12 protein-coding genes and 1 pseudogene are annotated in these 14,021 nt (G+C 54.1%); 7 read left to right on the top strand and 6 right to left on the bottom strand.

Annotated elements, in window-relative coordinates:
- Nucleotides 1-41: 41 nt before the first annotated feature.
- From ASF90_RS23635 to ASF90_RS17125, 5 genes and pseudogenes are all read left to right on the top strand, one after another.
- Nucleotides 42-917, top strand: coding sequence for a hypothetical protein (locus ASF90_RS23635; RefSeq protein ID WP_153066528.1), 876 nt, complete (start codon nt 42-44; stop codon nt 915-917).
- A gap of 1 nt (nt 918) precedes the next feature.
- Nucleotides 919-2,688, top strand: coding sequence for a helix-hairpin-helix domain-containing protein (locus ASF90_RS23630; RefSeq protein ID WP_153066529.1), 1,770 nt, complete (start codon nt 919-921; stop codon nt 2,686-2,688).
- Between the two features lie 156 nt (nt 2,689-2,844).
- A pseudogene (locus tag ASF90_RS24530) lies at nt 2,845-2,922 on the top strand (transposase); the annotation flags it as partial.
- A gap of 394 nt (nt 2,923-3,316) precedes the next feature.
- Nucleotides 3,317-3,784 (top strand): hypothetical protein, encoded by a 468-nt coding sequence (locus ASF90_RS17130; protein ID WP_236699302.1) that lies wholly within the window; start codon nt 3,317-3,319, stop codon nt 3,782-3,784.
- Between the two features lie 108 nt (nt 3,785-3,892).
- The gene (locus tag ASF90_RS17125) at nt 3,893-4,792 is read left to right on the top strand and encodes an XVIPCD domain-containing protein (protein WP_055853906.1); all 900 of its coding nucleotides are present in this window, start codon (nt 3,893-3,895) and stop codon (nt 4,790-4,792) included.
- A 337-nt stretch (nt 4,793-5,129) separates the two neighbouring features.
- Here ASF90_RS17125 and ASF90_RS22770 read toward each other — a convergent pair whose 3' ends face one another.
- The 3 genes from ASF90_RS22770 to ASF90_RS17115 all read right to left on the bottom strand — a co-directional run bounded on the left by ASF90_RS22770 (nt 5,130) and on the right by ASF90_RS17115 (nt 8,305).
- Nucleotides 5,130-5,507 (bottom strand): hypothetical protein, encoded by a 378-nt coding sequence (locus ASF90_RS22770; RefSeq protein ID WP_153066530.1) that lies wholly within the window; start codon nt 5,505-5,507, stop codon nt 5,130-5,132.
- A gap of 285 nt (nt 5,508-5,792) precedes the next feature.
- The gene (locus ASF90_RS17120) at nt 5,793-6,098 is read right to left on the bottom strand and encodes a hypothetical protein (RefSeq protein WP_055853904.1); all 306 of its coding nucleotides are present in this window, start codon (nt 6,096-6,098) and stop codon (nt 5,793-5,795) included.
- 371 nt (nt 6,099-6,469) lie between these two features.
- Nucleotides 6,470-8,305: a 3'-5' exonuclease gene (locus ASF90_RS17115; RefSeq protein ID WP_055853012.1), complete on the bottom strand. Its 1,836-nt coding sequence runs from the start codon at nt 8,303-8,305 to the stop codon at nt 6,470-6,472.
- 384 nt (nt 8,306-8,689) lie between these two features.
- Between ASF90_RS17115 and ASF90_RS17110 the strand changes: the two genes are divergently transcribed.
- A complete protein-coding gene (locus ASF90_RS17110) occupies nt 8,690-9,997 on the top strand; it encodes a DUF4041 domain-containing protein (RefSeq protein WP_055853009.1) in 1,308 nt (435 codons plus the stop codon).
- Between the two features lie 259 nt (nt 9,998-10,256).
- Here ASF90_RS17110 and ASF90_RS17105 read toward each other — a convergent pair whose 3' ends face one another.
- The 3 genes from ASF90_RS17105 to ASF90_RS17095 all read right to left on the bottom strand — a co-directional run bounded on the left by ASF90_RS17105 (nt 10,257) and on the right by ASF90_RS17095 (nt 13,029).
- Nucleotides 10,257-11,666 carry a hypothetical protein gene (locus ASF90_RS17105; RefSeq protein WP_055853007.1) on the bottom strand — a complete coding sequence of 470 codons (1,410 nt, stop codon included), beginning with the start codon at nt 11,664-11,666 and terminating at the stop codon, nt 10,257-10,259.
- A 63-nt stretch (nt 11,667-11,729) separates the two neighbouring features.
- Nucleotides 11,730-12,368 (bottom strand): hypothetical protein, encoded by a 639-nt coding sequence (locus tag ASF90_RS17100; protein ID WP_055853004.1) that lies wholly within the window; start codon nt 12,366-12,368, stop codon nt 11,730-11,732.
- A 97-nt stretch (nt 12,369-12,465) separates the two neighbouring features.
- Nucleotides 12,466-13,029, bottom strand: coding sequence for a hypothetical protein (locus ASF90_RS17095; RefSeq protein ID WP_047128025.1), 564 nt, complete (start codon nt 13,027-13,029; stop codon nt 12,466-12,468).
- A 719-nt stretch (nt 13,030-13,748) separates the two neighbouring features.
- Here ASF90_RS17095 and ASF90_RS22755 point away from each other — a divergent pair.
- Nucleotides 13,749-14,021: hypothetical protein (locus tag ASF90_RS22755; protein ID WP_082473624.1), on the top strand; the 273-nt coding region annotated here is incomplete at its 3' end.

Raw genomic sequence — 14,021 nt, 5'->3', positions numbered from 1 at the left:
AAGGGCAATGGTTAAATCAAGAAAATTTAAAGGAGGAGGTAATGAGTTCAACATGGACACGAAATTCCAGATTTGGTACTCATTACTCAGTAAAGAAGTTGGCTCGTAAACTTGTGTTCGCTCGTCCTGCTTGGGGGGTAAATGAAAGGCTTTTCTTGAGGGGAGTGTTCAACGAGCTTCACTTGCTTGAGAAGGTCGCCCTTCAATTCCAAGATGCCTATTTAGCTTGTGCAGCATTGGTATTGAGTGAGGACGAGGTAAGTCAGGTAAGGCCGCTCGTCGCTTCTGCAGCAGAGGACCTTACTGCTGGATGTGAGCTTGCCCGGCTTGGATTTTTGAAGCAAGCATATACATTATGGAGGTCATGGTTTGAGCAAGTTATTTTTGCGCTCTACTTTCTTGAGTCTCCCATCAGTAGAATTGCTTGGAAAGTCAAAGACGAAGTGGCAGTAGGAGATAAGCCGAGCCACAGGTTAATGCTCCATCAATTAATTACAGAGTCTGGTGAAAAGCATCCATTTGCTTTCGTGTATCAAGCTAGATTTGATGCAACAATGAGTGGTTTAAAAAAATCTGGCATCCCGAATGACCAAAAAATACTTAAGAGGACGGAGCGGATTTTTACCACGCTTAGCCAAGGGGTCCACGGGACATTTAGGCCAAAATCACCGGAGAATACGGAGGAGTGTTCGGCAGCGCTTTCAAAGCAAGGGCTCAAGACGCTTGCTGAGGCTGTGAACGTTGTAGGTCTTTATTGGATATGTTTTTTTTATGAATTTTTATCCTTCGACGAAAGGATGCTGACAGATTTGAGGGCTGGCTCTCTCATGGCAACCGACCCCTATTACGCTGCAGTAGATGATATCGAGATTATTGCAAGGTTAAATAAGCCCTTCTTAAGGGTCATTGGAATTTAATATGGCAGACTATTCCTTGCAGTTGCAGGCAGATAACCTTCCTATCGACACCGTAGAACAGTTAGTTGTCGAAGGTCCGTGGGCAGCCACATTGCAACGCATGTATACGGCGGAGAATATTTTGCTCGAAGGCTGCAGAGGCGCAGGCAAGACGATGCTGATGCGTACTGCTGCTCATCGAATGAAGTCGCAATACCTGGCGTCAGGGCGTAGCTTGGGTGTTCACACAACCTTTAAAAGGTATCTAGCCACAATACCACCTTCTTCCGGAAGTGATATTGAATCTAATTCTCTCGATAACTTTAAGGCGTGGATAAACTCAAGGATATTAAATGCCCTGAAAGAAGTGGTTGTGGAACTAAAGGGCCTTCAATTCACAGAGAGCTTAGGTGATCTGGGGTTGATCGACTGGGCAAAGGTTGTCGGTGTTTTGGAGACCACTTACAGGGATCCTCATTCAATAACGTCGCATTTACAGGCAATCGGGCTTAAGTCACATGTTATTGCAGGGTTGCGAGGCTATACTTATACGCTGGAGATCTTGCGTTCTGTCAGGCTTGCGCTGGGGGCGGAGTTGCTGATTTTGTTTTTGGATGATGCTGCGCATGCATTGGATACAAGGGCTCAGGGTGCATTTTTTACGTGTATCAAGTCATTGTACGATCCTGGCCTAGCTTTTAAGATATCTGTGTACCCCGCAGTGACCCGCTATGGGCTTGATTTTAGTTATGGCCATGATGCCGTGGTTGTTCCTCTTGGCGACTTGCCTCGTCCATCTAATATCCAAGCATTTCGTGATCTTCTCGGCCGTCGCGCGGTAGCTGCGGAAGGAAACAGCCGTATTTTTTTTGAGGCTTTGCTTGCTAATAATGATTGGATAGGCATTTTGTTCTATTGTTCAAATGGAAACCCGCGCGGTCTTCTAAAGTTGGTTGCGCAAGTTCAAACCCAAATTGGGTCGCGTCCAATTTCTAGTATGAGGTTCGAAGATATCCGCACTGCTATCAATACAGTGACTGATAGGCATCTGGACAATATGGTCCCGGGTGTCATCAAGGATCTTGATCCTCGGTTACTTAAGGTGGCTGAGCTACTACTTTATGAGCTGCGGAGTAAGATTAGTGATAATCCGGGGCCTTATGAGTCTGGAAAGCCCCGCGGGTATCTTGCGCTAACGAATTCAATGCAGGTGCCCTATTTGTGTCAAGCGGGTATTAGGCTGCTTGTTGCAGCTAATGTAATAGTTCCAGAGGGGCCCGCGCGCCTGAGTAAGCGTGAGGGCGGAACATTATACCTGCTGCATCCAGGCTTTACATTCAGAGATAATGTAATAGCGGTTTATTTTCCTAGAAGAAATCCAGCGCCAGCTGACTGGCTTGTATTTTTTGATGGTATGGCTAGCCGTGTCCATGCTGAAGTTGGGCGCGGGGCTGAACTATGGCAAGCCGTTTCCGAAGAAGCAATGCTAGAGCCAAGCGGTGAGTGTGCTAACGGGCATCCCATTTTAGATATATCTCGGCCTTGCGACGTTTGTGGAGCCGGAGGCCAAGGACGTTCGCCAGTAGCAATGCTTCTAAACAAGAGTATTGAGTTACTAGATCTCTCTAATGCAATTAAGAGTAGATTGATTGATGCAGGATTTACGACCGTCCGAGATCTATTCGAAGCAACCCACGAACAGCTTGATGCTGTCAATTACGTGGGCGAGGCGCGTGCAGCTATAATCAAGAGTACCGTTAGCGCCGCGGTCGATGAATTCGTCGCGGGTTAGGATGTTGGATAAGCGCGGAGCAACGGTGGAGTAACGGAAAAAAGGGGGTGGGGTAATTAAGCGAGCCGGTCGTACAGGCCCGCGCGGAGATGCCTGATAGGGGGCTGTGCCGCTGCCGTCAGACTGAGGTCTTCTTCTTGAGCAGGATGCCCTGCCATGCCGCGTCAGCCGCGTCTGGAACTGCCCGGCGTTCCGATGCATGTCGTCCAGAGAGGCGTGAATCGGTGTGCGATTGGAGCTGGTGCCGCCAGCAGAGAAGCCAGCAGTGCCGGGACGGGCGCGGCGGTGACGGGCCGCGAGCGCCTAATTGACCCGGTTGCCGTTAGCTGCTTGGACACATAAGCGATAGGATGCAGCGTGCTGACCGCAGAAGGCGGCTACTTGGTATCACGGCTCCAAACAGGGCTTTGGCCGTGAGCTTCAACCTCAGCGTCACACTCACAGGAGAGAGACGGTGCTAATTGCAAAAGGCCGAATGCGCTTTGCAGTCACGGCATTGATCATTGGTTTAGTTGCGGGCTGCGGTATGCAACCGCCTGCTACAAGCACCCCAATAGCAAAGGAAAAATCAGAGATGCGAACTTCAGTGCCACTAACGCGAAGCTTGCCTCCCGACGACGGAGGGGGGATGGTTCTTGAGTTTGACGTTCCTGCCCAGCAGGACGAGGCTAGTCCACCAATTTTTGTCGGTGTTCTCTTGACCGGAACTGATACCGGCGCGGTAGCTGACGTTGCCGATCGTCTAGTGCGTGCGGATATCGTGGCGATTGTGCACCTGGAACGTATTGAGCAGGCTGGGGTGACTGATGTGGTACTGCAACGCAGTCAACGTGTCGGTAGAGAGCAGGAAGTTCCTGTTGCGGTAGCTGTCGATGGGATCGCAAAGGGCTTGTTTGCGCTCAATGCAGATGTTGAGACACTGGCTGAGGCTGGGCTGCTCCCGACCGGGATGGTTTCTGAGGAGCTTGCATTTGCCTATAGCCCGTCACTGCAGGCCGGCCGCTATCGTCTCAAACTGCGTTTTGATCAGAATTGGCAGGCGTTGTTGGACGCAAATGCAAGATTGTTGATTGCCTACACTCACAAAGCAAAGTAAGGCGGGCGAGACATGGATGATCACGATAAGCGCTATACCGTTACCGTCTACGTCGCTTCGGCAGGGACACCCCTCCTTATCACAGGAGGTAATTCCAAGGCCGGGCACATGTACTACACGGTAAGTGATGGAAAAGAGGTTAATAGCTACGGGTTTGCTCCCGCAAAGCATGGGGAATCCAGTGGGCCGGGTAAGGTCTTCAAAGATGACGTCAGAAACTATAAAGACCCCTATTACTCGCGTACGTTGGAGATTGATCAATCGCAGTACGAGAAGTTGAAGGAATTCGGTAAGTCACCTGCTAAGCATGACTTCAATATGGAGTACGGCGGTGCTTCCAACAGCTGTATCGACTTTACCTGGGGAGCGCTGAATTATGCCGGGCTGCATCGCACAACCAAGCAAGGAGTCGACAAGGATTTTGAAGGTGCGCTCAAGCCGGTAGGGAACGTTGATGACATCAAGAGCATCCATGCTCCCAAGCCAAATAGCGAGTTGAATAAGGAGCACAGTAATCCCAAGCCTGATCAAATTTGGTGGCAGAAAGTGATCGGTGAGGCAAAGCCTGGAAATCCGGGATTCCCCGTTGATGTCGATGCAATGGCAGTAGGTGCGCCGCCGCAGGACCCGCTGCACCGCCAGGCAGAAGACGCTGTACGTCGCCTCGAACAAGGGCTCGGTCGGAACTATGACGACAACAGCGCCAGACTGGCCGCTAGTAGCGCCTATCTGGCAAAAGCGAATGGCCTGTCGCAGATCGATCACGTCGTTCTGAGCGAGAACAGCAAATCCGTGCGACAGGGGGAGAATGTCTTCGTCGTCGAAGGCGCGCTAAACGACCCCGCGCATAAGATGGCGCATATGAAGACTAACGACGCGATCGCACAACCGGTCCAGCAGTCTCTGGCACAACTGCAGGCCTTAGGTGAGACGCAACGACAACAGCAGTCCCAGCAGCAGGAGCCGCAGCGCGAGCAATCTATCGCTCCCCAGCAGCGGATGGTGTGAGTTGTAACCCATCGAATTGATCGTGTCGTCCAGGCGTTAACCGAGGCGAGCAAAAGGCTCAGCGATGCAGTGACGCGATGCCGGCGCTGTTGCTAAAGATCGAGCGTCAGTCGCTGCTGCGCTCGATGGAAGTGCATCCATCTTGCGTCTTGTGGTCTTTAGTCGCCCCGATGCTTTGATCGCTGCGTTGCCGGCATGGACGACCCACCCTACTAGTCGCTTATCGGGTGGAAATAGGGGGCTGCGATAGGAATAAGCAAGGGTAGGGGGCGCTATGGAGTAGCCTTGTAGTGGCAAGGCCGGCAGAGATTCCAAGAGCAATCATGATCACCGCAGCTTACTGGCGACGCGGTCCAGCCTTCACTGATGCGGATGCCTCTTTGCATTGCGTCTTGCTAGTGAGCATGTCGAGCATTCGTGCTGCACTATCCCAATCGTCGCAATGAACCGATATTTGGTGTACTTCATCAGCGTCATTGATCTGTACGCTGTACAGACGCTTGCTAGTTTCGTGCTCGATTCGAGATTTAGTGAGCATCAAAGTCAGCGAATCGCAAAGGATTTTATCCGTACCCGAGTAGAGGATTTCCATGGAGTGAACGCTCGCATTTGGCTGCGTGGAAAAACGGCGGCGGCTTGAGTGAATATTGAGATAGCCAGCGGCACGGCCGATTGAATGTTGCAGCCATGCATCTTCCTGCTGCGAGTGTGCCATAGCTCGTGGAACGCCGGCGCAAGCCTTGCGGGAACGTGGTCGGGTGTTGAGGTTTCCCGATGATTAGCGGAGTCAGGTTAACTTAGTAATTGAAAGCGGTCAGTTTAGGCGATCAGCCTAACTACTGCGAAATAGCAGGTGTTGGCTTCGGCCGTCACGGCCAGCACCCGCAAGTACCGATGCACGGAATCCGGGATTCGTCCCCAACGACAAGCACGTCGCCTTGGCGCTCAATGACCCTTCTCACTTCTGATCGGTGCTCATTGCATCGTTCCTTGGCTGGAGTTATGGGAGCAACGTTTCCTCGCTGTCCGCGTAGACCAATACAACCTTTTCGCCTCCATACGGTACGGTGACCTTCGGCGTCCACGGCTCAACTGGTGGCATGGCAGCTTTCGCCATGGCATCACACTTCTCATTGATGCCACATCTGCGGATGGCGATACGCAAGACGCCACCCTCATTCACGAAATCAATGCCGGGAGAATAAAACAGACTTTCTGCAGGCATGTGGTAAGTGATTTGCAGTGAATCGCCTGATTTTTCGATCTTGACCGGCTGAAGATCATTCTTTTTGTAATCAGAGCGCATGTTTCCTCCTGCACAAGCAGCCAAGGTTGAGAGTGCGAGTAATCCTGTCGCGAAAATGAGCCTAATTTTTATATCCACGTTCATGCCCAGGTATGGGATTCGTCCTGACACGTTATCACCCGGTACATCGACAAGCTAGGGATGGAACAAAGGGGAGACAGTGATTAAGCGAGCCGCCCGGAGATGCCCCCGCGGCGATGCCCAATAGCGGCTGTATCGCTCACGTCAGGGTGAGGTCTTATTTTTGAGCAATAGGCCCCGGCATGCCGCGTCTTGAACCGCCCTCCTTCTCGTCATGCAGCAGTCCGCCTTGGGCGACTCGCACTTCAGACGTAAGGGGGGATTGCCTCGGATCCCTTAAATCTTAGACTTTAGGCTGCAAGCCTAGTCCGTATCTGATCTATGGCCTGTCCAATCCGCCCGGTTAGTACTGTCTCTGAATGATGCAGCATTGTCAGCGAGCCAAGAGCTCGAGTCATTGCGACATACAGCAGTTTGGCCTCCTGCCTCATTTCCTCACTGTCGGCTTGCAAGCGTTGCCCAATCTCGCAGATGCCGGGAATGAACACCGACTCGAATTCCAGGCCCTTGCTGGAGTGCATCGTCAGCACCTTAACTGCAGGCTCGCCATCGAATAGGTGTCGCTTGTTGATCTCTTCTGCTAGTACAACTGGAAGTTCCGCAGCCCGGAGCCGCGAGGCTATATGCGTGGCAAGTACTTTATTGCGGCAAAGAACCGCAAAGTCGTTGGCGCTTGCACCGTTGTTGAGTGCTTCGCGTACCTGTTGGGCGATGATGCGTGATTCTTCCCAAATGTTGCTCGCCTGTATCAGCTCGGGGACGGTGCCCCGGCGTCCTGCGCTCTCTGGCGCGATCACGGGCACGTTGTCTTCATCCGCATCTTCCCCGGCCAAGAGCTCCTGGGCAAAGGCCTTTGCCGTGGAAAGGATCTCCAAGGTGTTGCGGTAGTTCAGACGCAGGATCGTGGTGCGCCCTTTGGCCTGGATGCCAACGCTGGCGAAGCTGAACTTTCGACGTCCACCTGTGCTGTAGATGGTTTGCGCGTCGTCATAGAGCAGCAACAGCGAATTGGTTTCCGGATCGACCATCTGCGTGACGATTTGCAGCCATTCGGGTGCAAAGTCATGGCCTTCATCGATCATCACTGCCGCGTACTGTGCTCGCGGAATCTGCTGCGACTCCACTGCTGAAATGACTTTACTGACCAATGTGTCCAGATACTGCTGGGCATTTGGCTGTGCGGGCGGAGGCTTGATGCCGTAGGCCTTCAGCTGCTCCCCACACCAGCCATGGAAGTGACGCACACTCACGCGGTCCTGCACGCCGTGCGCGTGAATCATGTGCTCCAGGCGGCCGGCAAGTGTTTTGTTGTAGCAGAGCACCAACACCGGCTTGCCTTGACGCTTCGCAATCTCAACGCAGCGATAGCCCAGGATCATTGTCTTGCCAGAGCCTGCCACGCCATGGATCACTCGGTGGCCGTCCCCCATCGAGCGAGCAAGTTGCTCTTGTTGCAGATCCATCACCTTGATCAAATCAGGGATGGCAATGGGCTTGTCCGGCTGAGATGAGGCGAACAACTGCACCTGCTCAGGAGGAACGATTCGTAGCTGCGGAAACAGATGCCAGCGAATTCGTTCGATCTGCGGCAGGCTAAGTTGGCATGAGAACGTAGCAGGGAACATATCCCAGAGCCGTTTCTGAAACGCCTCGGTGTCCACCGAATCGGTCATCTCGTCCCGGCAGATCACACTGCCTGCCGCAATCACATTGCCTAATTCGGCTTCGTCAAACTGGGCGCGGCTGATGTTGCTAAACACCACGCCAAAGCCCCACGGCATGATCAGCTTGCCTTGATACTTGCTTCCCTCAGGAAGGCGCAGTGCACTATCCTTGAGCATCAGCTTGCCGACTTCGATACAAATGTCGCGAGCTTGGCGCAATGGATTGGACGTTACTTCACGGCCGCGCTCGGTATGGAGCACAGCGGTGTCGCGGTCAATCTCAGCGATCGTCTCCAGTTTCCAGTCCTTGACCTCAAGCACCAGGATCCCGCGATAGGGATGCAGCACAATAAAGTCCGGATGCCGGTGACTGGGGCCGATCGGCACGTCGTACCAGCAGATGTACTCATCATCGAGCTTGTCTTCCAGGCGCTGCGAAAAGCGCCGCTCGCCAGATGTCATTCGGCCGGCGCTACTCGATCGACTGGGAATCAGCGTTGCCATTAAAGATCCCCTCCGTGGTGTGGCTGTAGCGTAGCACTAGCGCAGCGCGGGCAATAGAATCATGCGCGAGAGATGCGCGTGAACCCATGTGCGAAACAAGGCTTATCGAAGCTGGAATTGCTCTGGTCCTCGATTTGAGGCAAGAGGTATTGGTTTATTTGCAGTCAGAATGAGGGCGTGCTCACGCTTCTGAACATGAGAACTCAAGATCAGGAATTCTGTGCCGCTACCCGGCGCCGAAAACTAATCGCAAATCTAATAAATAGTGCTTCTTCGTAAGAAGGGAGAGGCATGGCAAGATTACGCTGTTAGCTGAGGTCACACATCAACAAGGGAGCAGGTATGGACACCAATCGGAAAATTCCGCTCTTCGGCGTAAGGCGCTTCACACGCCAGGTTATAGATGAGCTTGCTACGGTGTCGAAGGACAGGGATGAAATTTATGCGACACTCTCCCGTATTGGAGGTGTTAGCCAGTTGGAGCGTGAGCGAGAGCTGGAACTACTGAATGCTGAGTTGGCGTCTGCATCGCTTGCATGGAAAGAACAGCTTACGACGCTGACGGCAAATCGCGATGAGCTGTTGCTGCAGGTCGCAGAGCTACGCAAAGAAGTCGTCGAAACCCGTGAACGCGCCCTGCTCCAAGAATCCGGTGTGTATGAGTATGCGCATCCGCTACAAGACGCGGTGGCCTACAAGGATCGCCTTGATCATATTCGCGGACTTATCAAAGAGCTGAACAAGGCAGATGGCCGCGCTGTTGTCGCTGCAGTGGGCTGGACCGTTAACGGCTCAGAAGCGCAGGGCAAGACCATGCTTCGGGACTACAGCAAATTGATGCTGCGGGCATTCAATGCAGAGGCCGATGTTCTGGTACGTGGTTTGAAGCCATACGCACTTGCTGCGGCCATCGATCGGATTGAAAAGGTAGCCAAGACAATCCAGCGCCTGGGCAAGACCATGAGCATCCGTATCACGCATGAGTACCTGCAGCTTCGTATTACAGAATTGCAGCTCACTGCGGATTTCGTGCAGAAGAAAGCCGAAGAGAAGGAACTGGAACGGCAAGAGCGCGAGCGGCTGCGGGAAGAGCGCAAAACCCAGCAGGAGATGGAGCGCGAGCGTTTGAAGCTGGAGAAGGAGCGCCAACATTACCTCAACGCGCTACAGGCGCTATTGGCCAAGGGTGATTCAGAGGCTGTAGAGCGGATGCGCGCCCAGGTGTCAGAGGTTGAGCATGCAATTGCGGAAGTTGACTATCGCGTAGCCAACATCAGGGCGGGCTACGTTTACGTTATCTCCAACATTGGATCTTTTGGTGAATCGCTGATCAAGGTCGGTATGACGCGTCGTCTGGATCCGATGGACCGTATCCGCGAACTCAGTGATGCATCAGTGCCCTTCAACTTCGATGTGCATGCGCTATTTTTCTCAACGGACGCTGTTGGAATCGAAGGTGAAATGCACGCACGGCTGGCTGAGAGCCGGGCAAACCTTGTAAACCATCGTCGCGAATTCTTCCGTGCAACGCCGACAGATGCGAAGAATTTGCTCGCAGAGCTTGCTGGAGATCTACTTACATTTCACGACATCCCTGATGCGCTTGAATTCAGGCAGAGTCAGAAGATGATGGGCGTAGGCAACTCGTAGCTGCGTCCATCTCCGTCGAAGCGATGGGTTCTTATGGCGCCGATCACCAGCAACCTCGCTCGCCCCCTTCCCAAATTGTTGCCTTCTCCTGCTCATCCATGAATTTCCCAATATCATGCGGAGCTCGATTCACTACCAACTTGCTCAAATAGACTCCGTCAGCAGAATAAAAGCCGACCATCCAGGTAACTGGTACAACTGGCGCTGCCGCCGGTGGTTGCGCCTCTTTCACGCGGACTAGTAGCACCTATGGAGACGGTCAATTGCTTGCAGGGCAGTACTTTTCAATCCAACTCTGCGCCAGCTGGCTGGCCGTGACTCGCTTGGTGTAGTAAGTGATGGGTAAGCCGATCCTGCCAGCCACACACTTCTCCACATAGTCATCCAGTGCGGCCACCATCGCATTGATATCGACGATTTTTTCCTCCCCATCATCACTCTCTTTTAGATCCGAGAGCATGCTCTCCATCTGGTCTGACTTCATCGCAACAAAGCTCTGGCCCGAATGTTCAGTAGGTTCTGCAAGTGCGATTGGGTCCTGGAGATTTTGTTGCACTCCCTGAACTTGGGGCGAGGCCTTCATCGATTCCGATGCATCGTAACCCGATAGCTCCAGGGCGCCGATGTTGAACTGGTTCAGTGTGGCGGACGAGCTCGAACCGATGGTGGTCAGCGTGCACTGCGACACGATGTTCTGTGAGGACAGTAATAACTTGGCATCATCGCCGAACGAATTGCCCATGCCAGAAACGCCATTGACGCTTCCAAACCAGTTTCCGATCGTGAACTGGGTTTGCAGTGATGAAGCGACGCCTTCCATAGCTGTATTGATCTGCGTAGTGCTGCTGATGTGGGCCATCCCGATGAAGCAAGAACCCAAAGTGGCTCCGGAGATGACAGTCAGCGCCTTGTCCCCCGTTGTATCTGGCCTGGCTGCGATGTCCTGCATGGCAGAGAGTGAACCAGTCTTGATCGTCTCGTCAGGGAAGCACGCATTGAACGCCTGGATGCCCTTGTCTGCATCGAGGATCAATGGAGCGAGCAACACAGCATCTTTGTGAACGCAACTGACGGCGATAATGAGTGTTCCAGCGATGCTATGGTCCCTGATCTGGCTATGGACCTGGCTTGCCGAAGAGCGCAAAGCTTGGACAGCAAGCGCGCTACCCAGACGACTGACATGCTTGCTGATGAACTTCGCTACGTTGGAAGCGTGAGTTCCGGCGTCCAGGTTGCTGGAGTCAAAGCTGAAGTACTGAGCATGCATTCTCAGGCCATCCGCAGAAAGCGGCACCTGTTTGATATGGCTTCGGTTATGGTCGATGAGAGAATCTGTCGAATCGCTGATGCTCGGCACCGTGGCGTGCAAAGACTGCGTATCCTTGACTGCTTTGATCTTGGCTTTGGCATAGGACTCAGCGGCTTCGGAAATCGACCTGTCAAGCTGTGCCCGCTCCGCGTCCAGTTCCGTCGTGTCGATACCCATCATGGCGAGCTCCTGGGACGTCATGTCCAGTGCGTGCTTGACTGCGATCAAAGAATTTAGCGTGTTTTCAGCGGCATCTGCAGGTGCCTGGGTGGAGGCGATCTGCTCGAGCATGTCGAGCCGCTCTTTACTAACTAGGTTGCCGAGCGCTAAAGCGGGGTCATAGGGGATGTTGGATGGCATTTAGAAACTCCCATGAAGCGAAGGTCATCGACTAGCAGGATATCAGTACGCTTGCAGCTGCATCTAGGCGGCATTGCGCGAAGTTATTCCATCACTTTCAAACCTCGATTTTGATGCAGGATCATTGATTCGTTTGATCCAAATCTCGCCGGCATCGGTCGCCTTTTTCTCTACGTCGCAGCGCCACAAGCTAATGAACGCACCAATCCCACACAGTGCTGCAGCAGTTGCGTAGATCCATTGCGAGAGTCCGCTAACGAGGGTCGCGAAATAGGTCGCCACCATTGCCAGGCAGGCAAGCAGGAAATAGCGCGCCAAGGACCAGCGGTGGTTCAACCATCTGCGATATGCGTGCTTGTGCCGCGTGTGGGCCCAGCCAACCGTTTGGGTGTCTGAGTCGTAATGGTAGAACTCCCAGATCTCAGAAAGGTCCATCAATGCTTGGCTGCAGTGTGGGTGATTCAGGGCGGTGCGAATGACATGAGCAGGTAACAGTTGCCCATAGAGATGGCGAACGGTGACCTCAAGCCATAGATCGTCATCTGCGCGCTTGGGGTCCCAGTGCTCCAGGAATTCTCGTCGATTTTGGCTTCGCCTGCCATGAAGATCGAAGAAGCCGCGCGTTGTATAAATGATGAGCGCAAACAACACGATTGGGATGAGTAGGCCAGGGCCACCGGCAGCGATCATATCCTTGAACATTCACCCCTCCTCAATGAGCGTGAAGACCACGATGGTCGGCGGAAGTTCGGACGCAAGATCGGAATCTGACTTCACGTCTGCAGATGCCGATTCGCGTTCAGTTCGTGACCGGAAGGGCAGCGATCCTGGAAACACCGGGCAGCCGCTGTGTATAGAGCTTGGCCATGTCATCGGGGTTGACCACATGTGCAAAGTGCTCGAGGCCGATGGTCAGGAAATCACCATGGCGGCCATCGCGCTTGATTCCCACTTCAACGGCCTTGAGCGCGCTGATCCAATACCAGGAGACGTTGTCATTGTCCTCGCCTCTGTAGGCGTACCAGAGCGGGATACGGAACATGCGCTCGAACGCGACCGCTTTCAGCAGCTCTTTCTGCAGGCTTAGTGTGAAGCAGGGCGAGCCGTCCCACTCCTTCAAGTCAAAGTTTTTGGCGTCAACTGCAATCAGTCCGATGGAGTCGAGCAGGACCATGAAATCCGGTCGCTTGATCTCGCCTGTGAAGAGTGGGGCGAAGCTTTCCCTTGCCTGGCAGACCGCAACGTAGGACAGGCCAGAGTCGCCGAGCCACTTGCAAAGATCCGTTTCCCCGATATCGCCTTTCTCCTTGATTGCCTCCTTGGTACCTACAATTGACTCCGAAATTCTTCGCAAGATTGACATGTCGTTCCTTCAAGTGGCGCGGAGCGCGGTATACCGAAAACAGCAAACCATTGCATCGGTCGCAGTGCACAACTCCTTGAGAACGGATCTTCGGTTTTGCGATACGAGTCACTGGCTGAGCGATCGATGCCAAGCATTCGAGGCGTGCTTGCCCTGCGGGCACGGAGCCAGGCAAAGGTCTTATGTGGCTATTCACACGCCATACCTTGCCCTAGCAATCTAATCCCAAGGAGCGTCGAAACTCCTCTAAGAGCGGTACCCACCTCCGTCAAACCGGTGGGTTTTTTGTGCCTGCATCCTGCAGGTACAAGCCGATGCGATGCCTGCGTCGGGAGGGCGGCTAATACAACACCCGCAAGGGGAATATGCCCGCCGGCTACTAGCGGTTTCGAACCTCCCGACATCCCGTCGCCGTTGGCGGCGGTTCTTGGGTTGTTCCAGGAGGGCGTTGCCATGTCTACCGCACCATCCATGCCGGCATCTGTGCCGGTTGATCTTTCGCCAGGCTCTGCTCAACGCCTGCTTTGGGATGCGGGTGAGGTGCTGCGCCGGCTCGCCGCACGCGCTGCTATTGAGCAGGTGAGCGACGCTCCCGTGCGTTCTCTGAGTCGCCAGCTCGTTACGTTGCCGCAAACCTCGCACCGCCGGTTCGCATGCGGTGTAGTAGCAGTGCAGCAGTGTGTCGCTGCAACCGCTACGCGCCACCACCCGGAGGCGCCATGACACGCCGCCGCCCACCCACGGCATCCGCCAGTGCACTGCCCACTCGCACGCGTCCGCGCCCCGCGCCGCCCAAGCGCGTGCAGTGGGTCGTTGTGGAACCCGACCGCACTAAGCTGCCGCCGCTGCTACCGCCCGACCCGGACGCCTGCTCGCAAGGCCCCGGCACGCTACGCGCACCCCGCCGCGCCCGCCGCCCGCGCCAATGCACCGTCAGCTATACCCATTACCCCGGCGCCCACAATCACGGCGGCGACCAGCACGTACCCCAT

This window comes from Xanthomonas sp. Leaf148 (assembly GCF_001423585.1).
Taxonomy (GTDB): Bacteria; Pseudomonadota; Gammaproteobacteria; order Xanthomonadales; family Xanthomonadaceae; genus Xanthomonas.
Note: the sequence above shows the minus strand (reverse complement) of the source record. Positions and strands in the feature narration are given on the sequence as shown.